Origin of the sequence: Pseudoalteromonas sp. L23 (assembly GCF_021728455.1) — a bacterium.
Classification (GTDB): Bacteria; Pseudomonadota; Gammaproteobacteria; order Enterobacterales; family Alteromonadaceae; genus Pseudoalteromonas.
This window is the reverse complement of the sequence record NZ_JAKKCW010000009.1, coordinates 16,740-37,709: the sequence shown is the minus strand read 5'-3', so window position 1 is coordinate 37,709 and position 20,970 is coordinate 16,740. Positions and strand designations below refer to the sequence as shown.

The following is a 20,970-nucleotide window of genomic DNA, read 5'->3' as shown; positions in this document are numbered from 1 at the left end:
CCGGCTTTGTTGTATTTATTGATGAGAGTATATAGTGAGGCTATAGACTCTTCAGTGCGCCAACGACTTCTTCGTAGTTTGGCTCTTTTGCTAAATTTTCTACCAGCTGCTTGTAAACAACCTTGTGTTCCTTGTCTAGCACAAAAATCGCGCGACTGAGCAGGCCCATATCTTTAATCAACAAACCATAATTTTCACCAAAAGAATGCCATACGGCGTCTGATAATGTTTTAACCTTGTCGATATTTTCTGCTTTGCAAAAGCGCTTTTGCGCAAACGGCAAGTCCGCACTAATCGTCAACATGGCAACATCAGGAAATTGGCTTGCTACTTTCTCATTAAAATGTTTTGTTTGTAGGCTACAAGTACCAGTATCTAGGCTTGGAACAACGCTAATTAAAATTGCACGACTTTCAAAGTCTTTCAGGGTAACTGGGCTGAAGTCAGCATCGGCAACCTTAAAATCCGGTGCAGCCTGACCTTGCTTTACACCATTACCAAGTAATACCACCGCTTTACCTTGTGCTTTTACCTTGCCCATATCTACCGAGTTTTCAGGTAAATCATAAGCCAATGATACCGCACTAAACAGACCACTCGCTAAAACTAACGCTTTCAGCATAAAGTATTCCTTTTGAAGTTAACTTAATTGATTTGAGTGTATTATACTGACAGTAACTAACCAAGCTTAAGTGACATTTAGATTGTCAAGATGGCGTCGTTTTATTAACATATGTCGCAATTTTAAGCTTTAATCTCATAATTATAACTAAAACTTCCCGACATCGTGCCGATACGCATGGGAAACAGAAAGAGAGCTTGTATGTCAACACTAGTCCTAATTTGTGACGATTCAAAACTTGCCCGTCGGCAGCTGGCGCGTTCATTGCCAGACGACTGGGATATTAAAGTAGAATTTGCAGAGAATGGACTCGACTGTATTAAACAAATAAAAGCACTTTCTCCAGAGATTCTATTCCTTGATCTAAATATGCCGCAGATGGATGGCTATGAAGTGCTACAGGCCATTACCGAGCAAGATTTATCTGTGCTTACTGTCGTTGTTTCCGGCGACATCCAGCCTAATGCGCACCAACGAGTGATAGAACTTGGCGCTATTGATTTTATCCGTAAGCCCTGTGATGCAGCTAAGCTTGCTGAAATTATTGAGCATCATGGAATAAAAGACAAAGCAATCAGAGAAAGCTTGGTTCATAAACTTGGTGAGCAGCTAGACCCTGAGATCCGTGATATCTATCAAGAGCTTACCAACGTTGCTATGGGGCAGGCGGGGGATTTGTTGGCGCGATTGCTAAACGTATTCGTTGAATTACCTATTCCAAACGTCAACGTGCTCGAAGTCAATGAGCTGCATATGGCACTGCAAGCAATTGATGCTAGCGCAACTACGTCGGGCGTTTGCCAAGGCTTTATTGGCGGTGGTGTTTCCGGAGAAGCGCTACTACTGCTCAATGATTCTAGTTTCAAAGAGATCGCATCTTTGATGAATTATCATGGCGATCTTAATACCAAAGTTGAGCTCGAGCTCCTAATGGATATTAGCAATATCTTGATTGGCGCAATTTTAACGGGACTATCTAAGCAGCTCGATATGTCTTTCAGTCAAGGCCACCCCGTGGTGCTTGGTCAACATTGTGATGTTGCTGAGCTTGTGAAAGCCAACAAGGCGAGATGGCAAAGAACGCTAGCTATAGAGATTAGCTATGGCATTGAGCATCACAACATTAACTGTGACCTTATGCTGTTATTCACAGAAGACTCACTTAAAACATTAAAATACAAAGTAGCCTATTTATTGGATGATTAACTATGCCTGCAGCCGATTTTGATATGAATGAAATCCATTGGTTAATGGATATGTTTAACACCGTAGATGTTGGCTTGGTGGTACTCGATCGCGACTACAAGGTATGTATATGGAATGGTTTTATGGAAAATCATTCTGGTTTGTTACCGAGTGCGGTTAAAGATAAAGACATTTTTGATTTGTTCCCAAGTATTGATGAGCAATGGTTTAGATCAAAAGCTGAGCCTGTATTCGTGCTAAAAAATCGGTCGTTTACCATTTGGGAGCAGCAGCCGTATATTTTCCGATTCAAAAATTATCGACCTATCACAGGCAAAGCGGATTATATGTATCAGAATGCAACTTTCATCCCATTGACCACAGTGACGGGGGATGTAGGGCATATTTGTGTGATCATATACGATGTAACCGACGAAGCAATCAACAAGTTAGAGCTTGAGTCGTTGAATAAACAATTAGAAAAAATTAGCCGAACAGACAGTTTAACGCAGTTGCATAATCGCGGCTTTTGGGAAGAAAGCCTAAAGCAAGAGTTTAAACGCTTGAAACGTAATCAAGGCCAAAGTGCATTGCTTATGTTTGATATTGACCACTTTAAGCGTATCAATGACGAATACGGGCACAGTGGTGGAGATGAGGCAATCCGCCATATCTCTGACTTACTACGCAAAACACTACGCGAAACGGACACTGCAGGCCGCTACGGCGGTGAAGAGTTTGCAGTGACTTTGCTCGACACAGACGTAAAGGGTGCAATCACTTTCGCCGAAAGACTGCGCTCGTTAATAGAAAACTCATCTATTTACTACGATGAACAACAAATAAAGATTACGGTTAGCCTTGGTGTTGCCGTGTACGAAGAGTCTTTTGAAAAACATGAGCAATGGATTGAAGCCGCGGACAGCGCTTTGTATGTTTCTAAAGAGGGCGGAAGAAATCGGGTAACTGTATACTCTGAAGACATGGCCAGCGAGTAAATTTATCTTTATATGGTGACTTTAGCGCGATGCGGTTCTATTCATATTGCCACTTTATAATTCTTACCCCACTAACTTTTTAGTATCGGTGTGGAATGAACAGCGGTCTGTTAGACAAATCAACAGTATCGTTCGGTTATTCCGCGAATTAAAGTGATAAAAGTGGCATCTTACTCACCGCTAAATACATCACGATAACGACTGAAACCGGTATGGTTAAGAGTGCAAGTTTAGTAAAAGGGCCGTGGTAGAGCGCTAACCAACGCCGTTGCTGAGCGCTTGCAATGCCCAAGTGGACACTTTTAGATGCCTTTGCTGCTAACCAATTTCCCAAGAAAATATCCACAATCTCTAACGGGATAATCACGAGACCGACCACAAGTAGCTTTTGCTGGAGCCATGGAGATGTAAACCATCCAGCTAAAAAAGCCATAGAAAAGCCTGTTAATAAGAGGACAATAAATGCTACATGTTCCAGTGTGACCATAAGAAAGAACACATGATCCACCTTCGCGGTCACTGGTCCTATATTTTCATTTTCTATTGCTTTTAACACAAGCCAAGCACCAAGAGCTGGGCCGAGCCAAAAAATCAAGGCGCCTATGTGCACTAATTTTAAGATTGCGTATTCCATCTAGGCCTCAAAACTTGATGTGCAAAGATAATCATCCAAAGTGTACTAAGAGTCATGCTTGATGCAGTAAATATCTCAGCAGCTTTAAGTTGACCAGCAGCGATAGATACAGACAGCAATAAACCTAAAACCCAAGCGGTGATCCCCCACACTGATACCCATGTTTTAAATATACCTTGCTTAATGGCTAGACAGGTTAACGTAAGCCCTCCTAAATTATAAAGGCCATTACCTAAGTAACCGGTTAGATGGGTTGCAATATGCTCAAACAGTAAAAATACAGATTCTCCCATGGCTAAATGAACTACTTTTGGTAAAACAAAGGCATAAATTACTTCAGCAATTAGATCTGGGACCACACCCAATGCGACTAATAGCAGGCCAACATGCTTTCTAAAGTCTGCTTTGAGCTCACCTGCTAAAATAACACTAAATACTAAAAGACCTAGTGCAGAGAACATCCAAGCTATCCAAGACCACTGCCACAATACTAAGTTTTCGGCAATAAACTCCATACGCATTATTACCGTGTTATCAAGAGGCAAGCCAGGACGCATCGGTCCATTCATTAAAAGGCATGCCGCAGTAATTATTGCAGCAATTAGATAAACAACAACAAATTTGGTTTTGTATTGATCCATTGGTTTTATGTCTGGATTAGAGTCCTTTGGTTCATCTTAAATCTATACCCAAAATTGGTAAAGCCTTAGTCTGAGTAGACACTATTTACTTGGTGAAAATTGAATAAACCTTGTCTTTAAACTATAGCGGTTAACCAGAGTTGTTATGTCTACGCTCATGCTCTTGATATCAAAAGACTTGTAAATCATGGCTTATCTAGCTTTAATGGAGGAGTGGGGAGTTGAGTTATCAATTAGAGGTCTTTAGCCATTTATTTTAAGATGAGGCAGGTGAATAGTAGTTCCTTAAATGATTTTAGCTCATTAGGAAGAATTCCATAGACTTCAGTCAATATGAAACACTTGCTTGAAATGCGTAATCACTTACAACAATAAAAGGGAATGAAAAATGAACGATAATGATGAATACTGGGGGATGCCGCTAAATACATACTGTATGTTATTACATTTGAGCCAGCTGGCGAGCTTTGTTGCTCCGGGACTAGGGCTTGTATTACCGGTGGTTATGTGGGCAACCAATAAGGATAAAAGCGAAACAATCGACCAACACGGAAAAGCCACTATTAACTGGTTAATTAGCTTAATCATCTATTCCATAATTTGCGGTATTTTAGTTTTTGTCGCGGTTGGTATTTTAGGGTTCGTTGTGTTAGCTATTCTTAATATTATATTTGCCATCATTGCCGCGATGAAAGCCAATAATGGGGAAGTATGGATTTATCCACTTAGCTTCAATTTTTTTAAGTAACCGGCACTTTGAATAGCGAAGCTCTGCAGTTGGAAGTGTTTACGTGCTGTCTAGAATTTAATAACACACCTCACTGTAGAGTAGTTGAAGCTAAAGTGTCTAAGCATTAGAAAGGAGTCACGGCAAATACAACCTGTTTGCCGTCTCCTAAGTCAAACTAACAGAGTTACGATTCACTTTCCTCTTCAGGGCATTGCGCTATCTGCTCGATATTGCCATTTTCATCTACTTGCTCAAGTCTCACTTTAAATCCCCATAAGCGATAGAGGTGCTTTATCACTTCTTGTTTAGAAGCGGCAAGTGGGATCCCGCCTTGCGGGACATACCTCAGCGTAAGTGAGCGATCTCCCCGTACATCGACGTCATAAACTTGAATATTAGGCTCATGGTTACTGAGGTTGTACTGCGCTGAAAGGGCACTGCGAAGTTGTTGATAACCCATTTCGTCGTGAATAGGGCCAACTTCCAAATGCGGAGATTTTTGTTTATCGACAATAGTAAAAAGCTTAAAGTCGCGCATGAGCTTTGGAGATAAAAATTGGCTGATAAAGCTCTCGTCTTTAAAATTTTGCATCGCAAAATGCAGTGTATCTAGCCAGTTGCTCCCCGCAAATTCCGGGAACCACTGTTTGTCTTCTTCCGTTGGGTTTTCGCATATACGGCGAATATCGACCATCATATTAAAGCCGAGCGCATAGGGGTTTATCCCAGAATAAAATTTACTATTGTATGGCGGTTGATATACAACATTGGTATGGCTTTGTAAAAACTCCAACATAAAGGAATCACTTAGTTTTCCCTCGTCATATAAGTGGTTCAAAATAGTGTAATGCCAAAATGTAGCCCAGCCTTCATTCATGACTTGAGTTTGTCTTTGCGGGTAGAAGTACTGTGATACTTTACGCACAATACGAATAATCTCGCGTTGCCAAGACTCCAACAATGGGGCATTTTTCTCGATGAAATACAGTATATTTTCCTGAGGTTCCGATGGGAAACGGGCACGGTTGTCTGTTTCTTCATCTTCACCTTTAGGAATGGTTCGCCATAATTCATTAACTTGGGACTGCAAATAATCTTCCCGTTCTTTTTGCCGTTTTTGCTCTTCAAACATAGAGATCCGTTGCGGCCTTTTATATCGATCAACGCCGTAATTCATTAATGCATGACAAGAGTCAATCAGGTTTTCTACCTCATCAATACCGTACTTTTCTTCACACTTGGCGACATAATTTTTAGCGAATACCAAGTAATCAATGATGGATGATGCGTCCGTCCAGGTTTTAAATAGATAGTTACCCTTGAAGAAAGAGTTATGACCATAGCACGCATGCGCCATCACCAGTGCCTGCATAGGCATGGTATTTTCTTCCATTAAGTACGCAATACAAGGATTAGAGTTAATCACAATCTCGTAGGCAAGACCCATTTGACCTCGTTTGTAGGTTTGCTCAGTCTGGATAAATTTTTTACCGTACGACCAATGTGCATAACCAATTGGCATGCCAACACTTGAGTAGGCATCCATCATCTGCTCAGCTGTGATCACCTCAATTTGATTTGGGTAAGTGTCAAGTCTGTAATGCTCGGCTACACGAGCAATTTCCTGATGATAAGTATCAAGTAAATCAAAGGTCCAATCTGGACCATCGTCAATTGGCTGATATGTCATCGCGCAACCCTCCAAAAATTATGCCGCACTTTGCTTATTTTTGTTCTTCTTGAACAATTCTCTAAAGATAGGGTAAATATCTTCTACACCTCGAATGTGCTGCATAGCAAAGTTGTCAAATGAGTTGGCTACTCCTTGATACTCCCGCCACAGACTTTGGTGTGCACGGGTCGTTATCTCTATATACGCATAGTAGCGGACAATTTTAAGTAGTTTGTTAGAGAGTATTTGGGTGCATTGTGGAGAATCATCTGCCCAGTTATCACCGTCAGAGGCTTGTGCTGCGTAAATATTCCAATCGCCTTGGGCATAACGCTCTTGAATGATTTCATCCATTAATTTCAGTGCACTAGAGACAATTGTGCCACCTGTCTCTTGCGAGTAGAAAAACTCTTGCTCGTCTACTTCTTTTGCTTGGGTATGGTGGCGGATATAGACTACCTCAATATCTTTATAAGTGCGGGTTAAGAACTGATAGAGCAAAATATAAAAACGTTTTGCCATGTCTTTGGTGGCTTGATCCATAGAGCCAGACACATCCATCAAGCAAAACATGACCGCTTTGCTGGTGGGGTGCGGACGCCTTTCGTAATTACGAAAGCGTAGGTCGTAATTGTCGATGAAAGGCACCGCGGCTATTTGCTCTTTTAGCACTTGGATCCGCAGTTCTATATCATTGATTTTTTGTTGAGGAGGAACCGGTTCAGCGAGCATATTCGCCAGTTCTTCCTCCAACTCCCTTAACTCTCGGCGTTTACTCGAGGTCATCGCAATGCGGCGTGCCATTGAGCCTTTTAAACTACGTACAATATCTAGGTTGCTAGGCATACCATCATTACAAAAGCCAGCTCGATGCGTTTTCAATTGCATTAATTTATCTAACTGGCTTTGTTGTAAGTTGGGTAACTCTAAGTCTTCAAACAATAGGTCTAAGTATTCGTCTTTTGAAATAGAAAATACAAAGTCGTCTTGTCCTTCGCCTTGGTTACTTGCCTCGCCATCACCTGACCCACCACCTTGCCCAGAAGGAGGGCGTTGGATCCGATCGCCCGTTGAAAATTGATCGTTACCTGGGTGAATGAGTTCTCTGTCACCCCCTTTTCCCTGATGGAAAGTGGGCTCGCTGATATCTCGTTGTGGGATAGAAATGCTTTCGCCACTGGAGATATCAGTCACACTACGTTTGTTGATGGCCTCTGAAACCGCTTTCTTTATCTGCTTTTTGTAGCGGCGGATAAAACGTTGGCGGTTCAGAGTGCTCTTATTTTTGCCGTTAAGACGGCGGTCAATAAAATGCGCCATATAACACCCTCTTCATACTAACAAGTTACTGTGACTTTCTAACTCTTAAATACCATTCTGAAAGTAGGCGAACTTGTTTTTGGGTATAGCCTTTATCAACCATACGATTGACAAAGTCCTCGTGCTTTTTCTGATCTTCGGCAGAGGTTTTTGCATTAAACGAAATCACAGGGAGTAAGTCTTCGGTATTAGAGAACATTTTCTTCTCGATAACCGTCCTTAGTTTTTCATAGCTGGTCCATACTGGATTGTCACCATTGTGATGGGCTCTTGCTCTTAAAACAAAGTTGACTATCTCGTTACGGAAATCTTTGGGATTGGAAATACCGGCTGGCTTTTCAATCTTTTCCAGCTCGCCGTTAAGTGCGGCTCTATCAAACAGTTGGCCAGTATCTGGGTCACGATATTCTTGATCTTGGATCCAAAAATCTGCATAGGTAACATAGCGGTCAAAAATGTTTTGGCCGTACTCAGAGTACGACTCAAGGTAAGCTGTTTGTAGCTCTTTACCAATAAATTCGACATATTGCGGAATTAGATACCCTTTAAGGTGGCTTAGGTAGCGCTCTTGTACTTCTGCGTTAAATTGTTCGCGCTCAATTTGTTGCTCAAGTACATAAAATAAATGAACTGGGTTTGCTGCGACTTCACTGTGGTCAAAGTTAAACACACGAGAGAGGATCTTAAAGGCAAAGCGAGTTGAGAGGCCGCTCATGCCTTCGTCCACACCAGCGTAGTCTCTGTATTCTTGATAGGACTTAGCTTTTGGATCTGTGTCTTTTAAGCTTTCACCATCGTACACCCGCATTTTTGAATAGATACTGGAGTTCTCTGGTTCTTTAATCCGAGACAGTGCTGAAAACTTCGCTAAAGTTTCTAAAGTGCCAGGCGCACAGGGGGCTTCCCTGAGTTCACTATTTTCAATAAGTTTCTCGTAAATTTTGACCTCTTCGGACACGCGTAAACAATAAGGCACTTTAACGATGTAAACACGGTCTAAAAATGCCTCGTTGTTTTTATTGTTCTTAAAGGTTTGCCATTCAGATTCGTTAGAGTGAGCAAGTATTAGGCCGCTAAATGGTAGGGCGGAAATACCCTCCGTACCATTGTAGTTGCCTTCTTGGGTTGCAGTTAGTAGCGGGTGTAGCACCTTAATGGGTGCTTTAAACATCTCGACAAACTCCATCAAACCTTGGTTCGCAAGGCATAGCGCGCCAGAATACGCATAGGCATCGGGGTCATTTTGAGCGAAATGCTCCAGTTTACGGATATCTACTTTGCCCACCAGTGCTGAGATATCTTGGTTGTTCTCATCCCCAGGCTCCGTTTTCGCGATAGCAATTTGATCAAGAATGGAAGGGTAACGTTTTACGACCTTAAATTGCGTAATATCGCCATTGTACTCATGTAAGCGTTTGGTCGCCCATGGAGACATGATCGTTTTAATATAGCGCCCAGGAATGCCGTACTCTTTTTCAAGTAGGTCAGCATCTTCTTGTGGGCTAAACAAGCAAAGCGGGTGGTCATTAACGGGTGAGCCTTTTAAAGAATAAACCGGCACCTTTTGCATCAAATACTTGAGCTTTTCTGCGATAGACGATTTACCACCACCTACCGGGCCGAGTAAATAGAGTACTTGTTTGCACTCTTCAAGCCCCTGTGCGGCATGTTTGAGATACGATACGATTTGTTCGATGGCATCCTCCATACCGTAAAACTCATTGAAGGCAGGGTATCGAGCTATTACTCTATTCGAAAACAGCCTGCTAAGTCTGGCATCTTTCGACGTATCGATCATTTCTGGTTCGCCTATTGCCATCAGAAGTCGCTCAGGTGCGCTGGCATAGGCTGATTTGTCATTTTTACAAATTTCAAGAAATTCCGCGATGGTGTACTCTTCTTCTTGCGCGGCTTCATATCTGGCCTGATAATGTTCAAATATTGTCATAACGACCTCCAATAAGCTACTTGGTGTGGTTTGCGGATCACAGATTTGGAAAGGTTACTTAAAGCTTAGTCGCGATATGAAGAATACCCAAAAAAAACTAGATTTTTTATGTATTAATGTTGAGTTACAGACATAAAAAAGGGCGCTGTTGCGCCCCATTGTTGCATCAATACTGATAGTTGATGTTAAGCTAGGTTGCTGTTTGCGAAATCCCAGTTAACAAGTGCCCAGAAACCTTTAAGGTAATCAGGACGAACATTACGGTAATCGATGTAGTAAGCGTGTTCCCACAGGTCAACTGTGATGATAGGTGTAACACCTTCTTCAGTCAGCGGCGTTGCTGCATTTGAAGTGTTAACGATATCTAGAGAACCGTCAGCTAGTTGTACTAACCAAGTCCAGCTTGAACCAAAGTTGTTAACTGCTTTGTCGTTGAAAGCTTCTTGGAATGCTGCGAATGAGCCCCATTTTGCATTAATTAGTTCAGCAACTTTACCTGTTGGTTCGCCACCTGCATTTGGCGCAAGGCTGTGCCAGTAGAAAGTGTGGTTCCAGATTTGAGCAGCATTGTTGAAAACACCACCTTCAGAGCTACATACGATCTCTTCTAGTGATTTACCTTCAAAGTCAGTACCTTCGATAAGACCGTTAAGCTTTACAACGTATGTGTTGTGGTGCTTACCGTGGTGGAATTCTAGCGTCTCTTGAGAAACGTGCGGCTCAAGAGCATTTAGTGCATAAGGTAGTGACGGTAGTTCAAATGCCATATTAATCTCCATTTTTTGGTTGATTTGCCAATAACGCATACGAAAGGTAGCTAACATCAGCCCACTTTTCTATACCATTGGCCTATATAGTGATACTATAATTCCTGACTATTTTACTCAAGTTTTGGCAAACAGCAATGCGTGCCAGTGACTTAATGACTTATAATACACATTCTTTGTGAACATATGCCGAATAGAAGTCAAAGCGTAGAACATCGTGACAGGCGGTTATGCTTATTTTAGCCATGGCAGCTAAGGTTCTATCGCTGCTTAAAGTTTGGCATTATGAATGCAACAGGTGTTGTTAAAGTGAGTAGCAAGCTAAAACGCCGATGCTAAACTAAATATTGATAAGCATTGGATGAAACGTCATTTTGAGGTAACTAATGGAAACTATTGACAAGATTAAACAGCAGATCGAAGAAAATCCAATTATTCTATATATGAAAGGGTCGCCAAAACTCCCTAACTGTGGTTTCTCTTCGCAGGCATCTCAGGCTTTGATGGCGTGTGGTGAGCAGTTTGCTTATGTTGACATTTTATTAAATCCAGACATTCGTGCTGAACTACCGCATTATGCGAACTGGCCAACTTTCCCTCAGCTTTGGGTAGAAGGTGAGTTAATTGGCGGTTGTGACATCATCATTGAGATGTTCCAAAAGGGTGAGCTTCAACCTCTTATTGCTGAAACAGCAGCTAAATATAAGAAAGACGAAGCAGCAGCGGAATAAGCTAACCGCTAATGGCAGAGTAGATACTCTGCCATGCTTTATTTTCTAAAAATCTTCTAATATCTTCCTACCTACTTTTCTTAGCAAGTCTTTTTGTCTGCTGTTTGGTTGAAAACCGGCAGTTCATTGAATTTAAGATATCTACACTTTCATTAACGCTATCCGCGCTTATCTAACTCAGAGCTACTCGCTTATTTTTATCAACTTAAGTTGACGTTAGCGTCAAGCTAAAAACGCGCTCTGTTTTGCATACCTATATAAACAGTGTAATCGAACGCGCTCCGATATTGAGTTTTATAAAATTCAAAAAGTGAATAATTATTCATTTTTTGTGTGGTTTACGTTTACGTAAACGTCTATTGCTGATTATGTTTTATTGCATTCTTATTGGTGTGATACCGGTATCATTTTACAAATTTATATTCACTATTTTCAAAGTGGCAAATTTATTACGGTTTTGGCTAACTTGTCTTACCAATGAGAAATATTCAAGTTTATGAATATGTATTCATATTTGTGTTGACTCTACTTTCAATCAAGGCTAATTTTGAATATCTGCCAGCATTTCGTCGTACCGTCATGGGCTGGCCGTTGTAGCAAGGGGAGGAGTCTATGTTATACGACTCAAAATTAGAAAAAGATAACTGTGGATTTGGCTTGATTGCGCATGTAAGCGGTCAGCCAAGTCACAAACTGATCCGTACAGCAATTACAGGTTTGGACCGCATGCAGCACCGAGGTGGTATTTCTGCAGATGGCAAAACCGGTGATGGTTGCGGACTGTTATTACAAAAACCGGATAGCTTTTTACGCGCCGTCGCAGCTGAAAATGATTGGCATGTGGGCAAAAACTATGCGGTAGGTATGCTATTTTTAAATCAGGATCATGAGCTTGCAGCTGCGGCTGAGAAAGTGATCAGTGAAGAATTAGAAAAAGAAACACTGACGCTCATAGGTTGGCGTGAAGTACCCACCGATCCATCTATGTTGGGTCCTATTGCTAAAGCACAATTACCGCAGTTTAAACAGGTTTTTGTCGGTGCGCCTGAAGGGTGGCGTCCTAAAGATTTAGAGCGTCGTCTTTATATTGCAAGACGACGCATCGAAAAGCGTTTAGAGCAAGATGAGCAGTTTTATATTTGTAGTTTGTCCGGTTTGGTGACTATCTATAAAGGCTTAATGATGCCTGCGGATCTACCGAATTTTTATACTGATCTTGCTGATATGCGGATGACCAGTGCGATTTGTGTATTCCATCAGCGCTTTTCAACCAATACACAGCCTCGATGGCCGTTGGCGCAACCGTTCCGCTATTTAGCTCACAATGGTGAGATCAATACTATTGAAGGTAACCGTCAGTGGGCGAGAGCACGTGCTTACAAGTTCGCGTCACCGTTGTTACCAGACTTGCAAAATGCGGCACCGTTTGTCAATGAAACGGGTTCTGACTCGTCTAGTTTAGATAACATGCTAGAGCTATTTTTAGCTGGTGGCATGGACTTATTCCGCGCTATGCGTATGTTAGTGCCACCTGCATGGCAGAAAAATCGTGCCATGGATGAAGACTTACGCGCATTCTATGACTTTAACTCCATGCATATGGAGCCGTGGGATGGCCCAGCTGGCATCGTGATGTCTGATGGACGCTTTGCTGCCTGTAATTTGGACCGTAACGGTCTTCGTCCTGCCCGCTATGTGATCACGCAAGACGGCTTTATTACGCTTGCCTCGGAAGTGGGCATTTGGGATTACGCGCCAGATGAAGTTATAGAAAAAGGTCGCGTGGGTCCAGGTGAATTACTGGTGGTTGATACCTTACATGGCAAGATTTGGCAGTCCGATGAAATCGATCAAGACCTGAAATCCAGACACCCGTACAAAACTTGGCTTGAGCAAAATGTTAAGCGTTTAACGCCATTTGAAGCGCTAGATGAGAAAGCAGCTGGCAAGCGCGATCTTGACGACGAAACCTTGTTGACCTATCAGAAGCAGTTTGGTTATACCAATGAAGAGCTCGACCAAGTGATCCGTGTAATGGGCGAAAACGGCCAAGAAGCAACCGGCTCAATGGGTGACGATACGCCATTTGCAGTGCTATCTGAAGGACACCGTTCGATATTTGACTACTTCCGCCAGAAGTTTGCTCAGGTCACGAACCCGCCAATCGATCCATTACGGGAAAATCATGTAATGTCACTGGCGACTTGTATTGGTCGTGAGCAAAACGTTTTCAACGAAACCACAGGTCATGCTAAACGTTTGCAGTTTGCCTCGCCAGTATTGACTTATTCTGATATGCAGCAGCTATTAGCCGCCGATGATGACCATTACTGTGCGTGTAAAATTTCATTGATTTACGGTTCTGAAGAGTCATTGCAAGATGCAATCAAGCGCATTTGTGATGAAGCCGTTGCAAAAGCAGGTTCTGGGTGCGTGATGTTAGTGCTCAGTGACCGAGAAATCGCTGCAGGTAAACAAGTTATCCCAGCGGCGATGGCCGTGGGAGCAGTACAAAGACGACTAGTGGATGGCAACCAGCGTTGCGACACCAATATTTTGGTTGAAACAGGTAGTGTTAGAGATCCGCACCAGTTTGCTGTTTTGTTAGGTTTTGGCGCAACAGCGATTTATCCTTATCTAGCCTACGAAACCCTTGTTGCAATGTGTGATAAGAAGATCATTAAAAAGTCTTACCGCGAGGTGACTTTGTCTTATCGCGGCGCGATTAACAAAGGTTTATACAAAATCATGTCGAAGATGGGGATCAGCACCATTGCTTCCTATCGTTGTTCGATGTTGTTTGAAGCCGTCGGTTTATCCGATGAGGTGGTTGAATTGTGCTTTAAAGGAGTTGCAAACCGTATTAAAGGTACGTGTTTTGACGATTTTGCCTTGGAGCAACAACAACTCAATAAATTGGCATTTAGCAAGCGTAAACTACTATCACACGGTGGATTATTAAAGTATGTGCATGGTGGTGAATACCATGCGTATAACCCAGATGTCGTGCAAACTTTGCAGACCGCTGTTCGTTCGGGTAACTATCAAGACTACGTTAAATACGCGGAGCTGGTAAATAACCGTCCAATTACAAATCTGCGAGACATGCTTAAGCTTAATACGGCGCAACAAGCAATCGACATCAACGATGTTGAGCCTGTGACTGAGCTATACAAACGTTTTGACTCAGCTGCGATGAGTATCGGTGCATTATCACCAGAGGCACACGAGGCGTTAGCAATTGCGATGAATCGCCTCGGCGGTTGCTCTAACTCTGGTGAGGGTGGTGAGGATAAGCTACGTTTTGGTACAGAAAAGAATTCGCGTATTAAGCAGGTTGCTTCTGGCCGATTCGGTGTGACACCACATTATTTGCGTTCAGCTGATGTTATTCAAATCAAAGTTGCGCAAGGGGCAAAGCCGGGCGAGGGTGGTCAGCTTCCAGGTGAAAAAGTCACCCCTTATATCGCGAAGCTACGCTATTCGGTTCCTGGTGTTACTTTGATTTCGCCGCCGCCGCATCACGATATTTATTCGATCGAAGACTTAGCTCAGCTTATTTTTGACCTCAAACAGGTCAATCCTGAAGCGATGATCTCGGTCAAACTGGTTTCAGAACCCGGTGTCGGCACGATTGCGACTGGTGTTGCTAAAGCGTATGCCGATCTCATTACCATTGCCGGTTATGATGGTGGTACTGGGGCGAGTCCGCTGACATCGGTAAAGTATGCAGGTAGCCCGTGGGAGCTTGGCCTTGCTGAAACACAACAGGCGTTGGTTGAAAATGGTCTACGCCACCGCATTAGGTTGCAAACAGATGGCGGCTTAAAGACCGGATTAGATATTATTAAAGCAGCAATTTTGGGTGCTGAGAGCTTTGGTTTTGGTACCGGCCCTATGGTTGCGCTTGGCTGTAAATACCTGCGGATCTGTCACCTTAATAACTGTGCAACCGGTGTTGCTACGCAAGATGATACGTTGCGTCAAAAGCATTATCACGGATTGCCAGAAATGGCGATGAACTACTTTAAGTTTATTGCGCAAGAGGCTCGTGAACTGATGGCCGCTTTGGGAGTCACAAAACTCACCGATTTGATTGGTAGAACGGATTTACTTGAAGCCATTGAAGGTAATACTGCGAAGCAGAAAAAGCTCGACTTAAGTCCGCTTCTAGCGAAGCCGAACAATCCGTCAAATGAAGCGCTGTATTGCACCCATACTAATCCATCACATTACAGTGGTGCGTTGAACGAAAGCTTACTAGCGAAAGCGAAGACGGCAATCGATGAAATGACAGGTATCTCGTTGGTGAGTCGTATATCCAATACGGATCGCTCTATCGGTGCAATGCTGTCTGGTTATATCGCGAGCAAGCATGGTAACCAAGGTATGGCAGCAGATCCAATCGCACTTGAGTTACATGGTACAGCAGGGCAATCGTTTGGGGTGTGGAATGCGGGTGGCCTTGAAATGACATTAGTCGGTGATGCTAACGATTATGTTGGTAAAGGGATGGCTGGTGGAAAGCTAGTCGTGCGTCCTCCTGTTGGCTCAAGCTTTGCCTCTCATCAGGCGGCTATCATCGGTAACACCTGTTTATATGGCGCGACCGGCGGCAAGTTGTTTGCAGCAGGTCGAGCTGGGGAGCGCTTTGCCGTGCGGAATTCGGGTGTACAAGCGGTTGTTGAAGGGCTTGGTGATAATGGCTGCGAATACATGACGGGAGGCGTGGTGTGTGTGCTTGGTCAAGTTGGCGTTAACTTTGGCGCAGGCATGACCGGTGGTTTTGCCTATGTACTTGATGAAGAAAGTGATTTTGATAAGCGGATCAACCCTGAGTTGGTCGAGCTGGTAGACCTCAAAGCGCTGGCATCGCACCAAGAACATCTACGCGGTTTAATTGCAGAGCATTTAGATTTAACGAGCTCAACTCGAGCTGAGCAGATCTTAGCTAACTTTGAGTTGTATTTGCCAATGTTTACATTGGTAAAGCCAAAGTCGAGCGATTTAAACAGTTTACTTGGCCACCGAGCGCGTAGTAGCGCTGAGCTAAGAATTCAGGCGCAGTAGGAGAGAGCAATGAGCGAGAACGTTTACCAATTTATCGATGTACAACGTGTAGATCCGCGCAAAAAGCCTATTTCTACGCGTAAGCAATCTTTTGTTGAAATTTATGAGCCATTTTCTGAGCAGCAAGTTCATTCGCAATCCGATCGTTGTTTAGATTGTGGTAATCCGTATTGTGAATGGAAGTGTCCAGTTCACAACTATATTCCGCAATGGCTCAAACTTATTCGTACCGGCAGAATCATTGAGGCAGCGGAGCTATCTCACCGTACCAATAGTTTGCCTGAAGTGTGTGGTCGAGTATGTCCGCAAGATAGGCTTTGTGAGGGGTCGTGTACGCTGAACGAAGAGTTTGGTGCAGTGACTATAGGAAATATTGAAAAATATATTACTGATACGGCGTTTGCACAGGGCTGGAAGCCTGATCTTTCTTACGTTACTTGGACTGATAAGAAAGTCGCAATCATAGGCGCGGGTCCGGCAGGGCTTGGCTGTGCAGATATTCTAGTGCGAAACGGCGTGCGCCCTGTGGTGTATGATCGTAACCCAGAGATTGGTGGCTTGCTGACCTTTGGGATCCCGTCATTCAAATTAGAAAAATCGGTAATGGAAAACCGTCGCGAGATTTTCACCGAAATGGGCGTTAAGTTTAAACTCAATACCGAGGTTGGTCGTGATGTCTCAATGGACGAGTTATTGTCGCAATACGACGCCGTATTCTTAGGTGTGGGGACGTACCAAAGCATGAAAGGTAATCTTGCAAATGAAGATGCCGATGGTGTTTATGATGCGCTACCATTTTTGATTGGTAACACCAACCGAGTTATGGGCTATGACGAAAGTCAGCATAACTATGTGAACATGGCTGGTAAGCGCGTGGTGGTACTAGGTGGTGGTGACACGGCGATGGACTGTGTTAGAACGTCAGTCAGACAAAATGCGCAATCCGTGATCTGTGCTTATCGTCGTGATGAAGAAAACATGCCAGGCTCAGTTCGAGAAGTTAAAAATGCCAAAGAAGAAGGGGTTGAATTTAGATTCAATTTACAGCCGGTTGGTATTGAAATTGACAGCTCAGGCAAAGTCACGGGCGTTAAAATGGTGAAAACACAATTAGGTGAACCTGACAAAAATGGTCGCCGTAGTGCTGAAACCGTGGAAGGCTCTGAGCATACACTAGAAGCCGACGCGGTGATCATGGCATTTGGTTTTAAGCCTCACAACCTTGACTGGTTAGCACAATACGATGTCGCAATAAATCACTGGGGCGGTATTGTTGCACCAGAAAAAGGCGCATTTACACATCAAACAAGTAATCCTAAGATCTTTGCCGGTGGCGACGCGGTACGAGGTTCTGATTTAGTGGTAACGGCGATTTTTGAAGGCCGCAACGCTGCTGAAGGCATTTTGGATTATTTAGAAGTTTAACGCTTTTGTCGTTCACAAACCCCAACTACATTCGTTGTAGCTGGGGTTTTTTTATTTGAATTTTGCGTAGGGACTGTTTATCTTTTAAGTTTGTTTTTGCAGCAGTTTGATTGGTGTTTATACAAGGCAGAGTCTGCGTAGCATAGTTGTTCTATGTGAGTCAGGCGATAACACAGTAGAAATGCTAATCAAGCGCTGCCCTTTGGGTTCACCTGAGTGTGCTTTGTTCATTGTTGCTCAACTTTTACCTAGATTACTAGGCGGCAAGTTGAGCGTCGCGACCAAAACGCACTCAGAAGAACAAAAATCAAACAGCAAAGGTCAACAGGCCCTTGTTAGCCACTAACTTAATTTTACTCAACATATATTTATCAATAGTATTAAGGAAAGATCATGAATGAAACAATAAACTCAGGCGCTGATGCGGTCACTGCAAAGATAGCGAGCTTAAGCGATTGGCGTGCAGTGGTATTGCAGCAGGTCAGAAGTCTGATCCTAAGTGTTGATAAAGAGGTAGAAGAAGATATCAAGTGGCGTAAGCCAAGCAACCCAACAGGAGTGCCTGTCTGGTCAAAAGCTGGCATGATCTGCACGGGCGAAGTATACAAAGATAAGGTCAAACTTACCTTTGCATACGGTGCAAAGTTTGAAGATGAGCACCAGTTATTCAATACAGGGTTTGCAGGTAACACTCGACGGGCGATTGATATAAAACAGCAGGACACCATCAATGAAGCCCATTTCTGTACATTGATCCGCGCAGCAATTCGGTATAACGCTGCGCGTTAATCAACAGGAGCAATCAGCCTGATAACGGCTAAGCACTTTGTACTTGTAATAATTCTTTTGCACTCGCTCTTGTGGTGTCACTTATTTTATCTCCACCAATTAACCTTGCTATTTCATCAATGCGTTGGCTTTCTGCCATTGGGGTCATTTTGGTAAAGGTTTCGCCATGTTCTACCCGTTTTGCGACAAAGAACTGGTTGTGACCACTGCATGCCACTTGCGGTAAATGGGTAACACAAATAACTTGCGTGGACTGGCCAAGCTGACGTAGCAATTTACCTACGGTTGCAGCCGTTGGACCTGATATCCCTACATCAACTTCATCGAAAATCAAAGTGGGTGTCGTAACGCGTGTTGCGATAATCACTTGAATGGCTAAGCTTATCCGAGATAGTTCACCACCCGAGGCAACTTTGCCCATAGGCTGTAAAGGTTGGCCTGGGTTAGTAGAGACGTAAAATTCAATGTGGTCATACCCAACAGGGCTCGGTTTAGCGCCAAGATTAGGCGTTAACTGGATCTCAAATTGACCATCACCCATCGCAAGCTCTTTCATACTTGCAGAAATACGTTCGTTAAGAGATGCACTGGCTTGCTGGCGGCTTTGACTTAATCCTTGTGCAGCTTGGTTATAAGCGTTGATGGCTTCAGCAATTTCCTCCTCTAATGCATCCAGTCGTGCAGAATCAGAGCTAATAGACTCAAGCTCGTGTTGTAGTGCTTGATGGTGCTGATATAGCAATTCTGGCTGAACTTGATGCTTTCTAGCTAAATCTAGAGCTTGAGAGAGTCTATCTTCTAGCTCTTGTAGTCGCATCGGATCTTGTTCGACTGAATCAGAATAACTGCGGATCTCTCTACTGGCTTCTTCCACTTGTACTGCTGCCTCTTCAAGCACTTGCGCAATATTCTCAAGGGTTTTGTCAAAACTGGTGAGTTCAGAGAACACTTGTGCACTTTGTTGTAGCTGCGATAGCACAGTCTGCTCGTCATTTTCATAAAGGCGAGAGAGCTCACGGTGGCATTGTTCTAAAATGGTTTGGCTATGGCTTAGGCGTGAATGTTCGGTCTCAATATCTTCATATTCGCCTTCTTGTAGGGCAAACTCGTCAAGCTCCGCTACTTGGTACTCAAGAAGTTGTTTTTTTGCGGCTTGTGCCTGCTGTGACTTTTGTAGTTCGGCATATTCTTTTTGCAGTTTATGGTAGTGATTATATTGCCCCTTAACTGCTTGTAACAAAGTCGTGTGGTTAGCATAGGCATCTAGCAAGTGCAGTTGATATTCTGGCTTTAGCAGTAGCTGATGGGCGTGTTGTCCATGGATTGCAATAAGATGTTGGCCTAACTCTTTTTGCTGGCCAGCAGTAACAGGGGAGCCATTGATGTAGCTTTTACTACGCCCACTTTTACTAATAACACGACGAAGAATACATTCATTCTCTTCGTTATCTAGCATATGCTCCGTTAGAAAGCGTTTGGCAGCTGGGAGATTTGAAACATCAAACTGAGCAGAGATATCCGCTTTGTCGGTGCCTGGACGAATAGCAGAAGGATCAGCACGCTCACCGAGACATAAAGAAAGCGCATCAATTGCAATGGACTTACCCGCGCCTGTTTCACCTGTAATTGCGGTCATGCCGCAATGCCAGTCAATATTTAGCGCACTAACAATAGCAAAATTTTGAACATTTAAAGCTAAAAGCATACTGTACACCCTAACAGAGAATTACTGTTAATTTATACAGTATTTTATTGTTTAGCAACTCAAATCAAAAAATTTTACTAAAAATAATAGCAAGATTAACCGATGGCGTGCTCTTTTACTAAGGCTGCTTGCATTTGTTGGTTGGATGGCTCTGAATCACCTAGCTCTTGCGAATCCAGCACATCTTCATCTTGCTGTATTGCTGGTGTATCAGGTGTTTGAATGCGTGCAATGAGAGCTGGAAGCATCTCGCGATAGAAGTCACGATTATAGGCAATGCCCGCCGTGGGTAATTCAGCAACAAAATATTGTAATTGCTCAGCAAGCAAATCCATATTGCCATTTGAGCGACACTTATTGAGCTCGTTTGTCACTGAATAGATAAATAACTCAGACACTTTTTCCAGTTGCGCCAAGTTCTCTTCCGAGTGCGCTTGAACAACAAAAAAGTTGCCAACAATTGCATTGATCTGCGGTGCGTATTTTGGCCTTAAAATCTTCGCTTCGACGAATTCAGCAACTTTAAGTTTAAAGTTGCTACTAATCACTTTTAAACGATCGTTAAAGGCTTTTTTTTCCGCTTCACGGGCTTTTCTTCTATTATTTTCAATCACTAAATACACTGAAAGTATAGTGATAAGCAGCGCCAATGTGAAAAATACAACGTAAGCCATTTTATTGTTATTTACCTAAATTAGAAAAATTAACCAAGGTTATTTTGCGTAACTTTGCG

General features: G+C 43.1%; 16 protein-coding genes. 7 read left to right on the top strand and 9 right to left on the bottom strand.

Annotation, left to right across the window (positions count from 1 at the left end):
* Positions 1 to 40: 40 nt before the first annotated feature.
* Positions 41 to 622, bottom strand: coding sequence for a thiol peroxidase (tpx, locus tag L3V43_RS15160; RefSeq protein WP_102056521.1), 582 nt, complete (start codon positions 620 to 622; stop codon positions 41 to 43).
* Positions 623 to 823: 201 nt separating this feature from the next.
* Between tpx and L3V43_RS15155 the strand changes: the two genes are divergently transcribed.
* Both L3V43_RS15155 and L3V43_RS15150 read left to right on the top strand, forming a co-directional pair.
* Entirely contained in the window at positions 824 to 1,828 is a 1,005-nt protein-coding gene (locus tag L3V43_RS15155; RefSeq protein WP_010606424.1) for a response regulator, read from the top strand.
* 2 nt (positions 1,829 to 1,830) lie between these two features.
* Complete coding sequence (locus L3V43_RS15150; protein ID WP_010375394.1) at positions 1,831 to 2,805, top strand: diguanylate cyclase; 975 nt, start codon at positions 1,831 to 1,833, stop codon at positions 2,803 to 2,805.
* Between the two features lie 148 nt (positions 2,806 to 2,953).
* Here L3V43_RS15150 and L3V43_RS15145 read toward each other — a convergent pair whose 3' ends face one another.
* Both L3V43_RS15145 and L3V43_RS15140 read right to left on the bottom strand, forming a co-directional pair.
* Entirely contained in the window at positions 2,954 to 3,439 is a 486-nt protein-coding gene (locus tag L3V43_RS15145) for a DUF2269 family protein (protein WP_010375396.1), read from the bottom strand.
* A complete protein-coding gene (locus L3V43_RS15140; protein ID WP_237116931.1) occupies positions 3,421 to 4,080 on the bottom strand; it encodes a hypothetical protein in 660 nt (219 codons plus the stop codon). Before L3V43_RS15140 ends, L3V43_RS15145 begins: the two co-directional genes overlap by 19 nt.
* Before the next feature lie 388 nt (positions 4,081 to 4,468).
* On the opposite strand from L3V43_RS15140, the gene L3V43_RS15135 reads away from it, so the two are divergent.
* Positions 4,469 to 4,828: a DUF4870 domain-containing protein gene (locus tag L3V43_RS15135; protein WP_039492452.1), complete on the top strand. Its 360-nt coding sequence runs from the start codon at positions 4,469 to 4,471 to the stop codon at positions 4,826 to 4,828.
* A 166-nt stretch (positions 4,829 to 4,994) separates the two neighbouring features.
* On the opposite strand, the gene L3V43_RS15130 is transcribed toward L3V43_RS15135, so the two are convergent.
* The 4 genes from L3V43_RS15130 to L3V43_RS15115 all read right to left on the bottom strand — a co-directional run bounded on the left by L3V43_RS15130 (position 4,995) and on the right by L3V43_RS15115 (position 10,517).
* A complete protein-coding gene (locus tag L3V43_RS15130; RefSeq protein WP_206471602.1) occupies positions 4,995 to 6,500 on the bottom strand; it encodes a SpoVR family protein in 1,506 nt (501 codons plus the stop codon).
* An 18-nt stretch (positions 6,501 to 6,518) separates the two neighbouring features.
* The gene (locus L3V43_RS15125) at positions 6,519 to 7,802 is read right to left on the bottom strand and encodes a YeaH/YhbH family protein (RefSeq protein ID WP_237116932.1); all 1,284 of its coding nucleotides are present in this window, start codon (positions 7,800 to 7,802) and stop codon (positions 6,519 to 6,521) included.
* Between the two features lie 25 nt (positions 7,803 to 7,827).
* Positions 7,828 to 9,750 carry a PrkA family serine protein kinase gene (locus L3V43_RS15120; RefSeq protein ID WP_010606431.1) on the bottom strand — a complete coding sequence of 641 codons (1,923 nt, stop codon included), beginning with the start codon at positions 9,748 to 9,750 and terminating at the stop codon, positions 7,828 to 7,830.
* A gap of 185 nt (positions 9,751 to 9,935) precedes the next feature.
* Entirely contained in the window at positions 9,936 to 10,517 is a 582-nt protein-coding gene (locus L3V43_RS15115; protein ID WP_010375405.1) for a Fe-Mn family superoxide dismutase, read from the bottom strand.
* 386 nt (positions 10,518 to 10,903) lie between these two features.
* On the opposite strand from L3V43_RS15115, the gene L3V43_RS15110 reads away from it, so the two are divergent.
* The 4 genes from L3V43_RS15110 to L3V43_RS15095 all read left to right on the top strand — a co-directional run bounded on the left by L3V43_RS15110 (position 10,904) and on the right by L3V43_RS15095 (position 18,532).
* Positions 10,904 to 11,248 (top strand): Grx4 family monothiol glutaredoxin, encoded by a 345-nt coding sequence (locus L3V43_RS15110; protein WP_010375406.1) that lies wholly within the window; start codon positions 10,904 to 10,906, stop codon positions 11,246 to 11,248.
* Positions 11,249 to 11,860: 612 nt separating this feature from the next.
* Entirely contained in the window at positions 11,861 to 16,318 is a 4,458-nt protein-coding gene (gltB, locus tag L3V43_RS15105) for a glutamate synthase large subunit (protein ID WP_237116933.1), read from the top strand.
* Between the two features lie 9 nt (positions 16,319 to 16,327).
* The gene (locus tag L3V43_RS15100) at positions 16,328 to 17,743 is read left to right on the top strand and encodes an FAD-dependent oxidoreductase (RefSeq protein WP_237116934.1); all 1,416 of its coding nucleotides are present in this window, start codon (positions 16,328 to 16,330) and stop codon (positions 17,741 to 17,743) included.
* A gap of 393 nt (positions 17,744 to 18,136) precedes the next feature.
* Positions 18,137 to 18,532, top strand: a complete 396-nt coding sequence (locus tag L3V43_RS15095) for a DUF1801 domain-containing protein (protein ID WP_010606434.1) — start codon at positions 18,137 to 18,139, stop codon at positions 18,530 to 18,532.
* Between the two features lie 28 nt (positions 18,533 to 18,560).
* Here L3V43_RS15095 and recN read toward each other — a convergent pair whose 3' ends face one another.
* Together recN and L3V43_RS15085 are read right to left on the bottom strand one after the other, a co-directional pair.
* Positions 18,561 to 20,237 (bottom strand): DNA repair protein RecN, encoded by a 1,677-nt coding sequence (gene recN / locus L3V43_RS15090; RefSeq protein ID WP_237116935.1) that lies wholly within the window; start codon positions 20,235 to 20,237, stop codon positions 18,561 to 18,563.
* Positions 20,238 to 20,332: 95 nt separating this feature from the next.
* The gene (locus tag L3V43_RS15085; RefSeq protein WP_039492440.1) at positions 20,333 to 20,911 is read right to left on the bottom strand and encodes a hypothetical protein; all 579 of its coding nucleotides are present in this window, start codon (positions 20,909 to 20,911) and stop codon (positions 20,333 to 20,335) included.
* Positions 20,912 to 20,970: the final 59 nt, after the last annotated feature.

Bases quoted from the DNA above. Each gene is read 5' to 3' on its own strand.
- L3V43_RS15110 (WP_010375406.1), top strand. From the start codon at position 10,904: ATGGAAACTATTGACAAGATTAAACAGCAGATCGAAGAAAATCCAATT.
- L3V43_RS15140 (WP_237116931.1), bottom strand. From the start codon at position 4,080: ATGGATCAATACAAAACCAAATTTGTTGTTGTTTATCTAATTGCTGCA.
- L3V43_RS15085 (WP_039492440.1), bottom strand. From the start codon at position 20,911: ATGGCTTACGTTGTATTTTTCACATTGGCGCTGCTTATCACTATACTT.
- L3V43_RS15125 (WP_237116932.1), bottom strand. From the start codon at position 7,802: ATGGCGCATTTTATTGACCGCCGTCTTAACGGCAAAAATAAGAGCACT.
- recN (WP_237116935.1), bottom strand. From the start codon at position 20,237: ATGCTTTTAGCTTTAAATGTTCAAAATTTTGCTATTGTTAGTGCGCTA.
- tpx (WP_102056521.1), bottom strand. From the start codon at position 622: ATGCTGAAAGCGTTAGTTTTAGCGAGTGGTCTGTTTAGTGCGGTATCA.
- L3V43_RS15135 (WP_039492452.1), top strand. From the start codon at position 4,469: ATGAACGATAATGATGAATACTGGGGGATGCCGCTAAATACATACTGT.
- L3V43_RS15130 (WP_206471602.1), bottom strand. From the start codon at position 6,500: ATGACATATCAGCCAATTGACGATGGTCCAGATTGGACCTTTGATTTA.
- L3V43_RS15095 (WP_010606434.1), top strand. From the start codon at position 18,137: ATGAATGAAACAATAAACTCAGGCGCTGATGCGGTCACTGCAAAGATA.
- L3V43_RS15115 (WP_010375405.1), bottom strand. From the start codon at position 10,517: ATGGCATTTGAACTACCGTCACTACCTTATGCACTAAATGCTCTTGAG.
- L3V43_RS15100 (WP_237116934.1), top strand. From the start codon at position 16,328: ATGAGCGAGAACGTTTACCAATTTATCGATGTACAACGTGTAGATCCG.
- L3V43_RS15150 (WP_010375394.1), top strand. From the start codon at position 1,831: ATGCCTGCAGCCGATTTTGATATGAATGAAATCCATTGGTTAATGGAT.
- L3V43_RS15120 (WP_010606431.1), bottom strand. From the start codon at position 9,750: ATGACAATATTTGAACATTATCAGGCCAGATATGAAGCCGCGCAAGAA.
- L3V43_RS15155 (WP_010606424.1), top strand. From the start codon at position 824: ATGTCAACACTAGTCCTAATTTGTGACGATTCAAAACTTGCCCGTCGG.
- L3V43_RS15145 (WP_010375396.1), bottom strand. From the start codon at position 3,439: ATGGAATACGCAATCTTAAAATTAGTGCACATAGGCGCCTTGATTTTT.
- gltB (WP_237116933.1), top strand. From the start codon at position 11,861: ATGTTATACGACTCAAAATTAGAAAAAGATAACTGTGGATTTGGCTTG.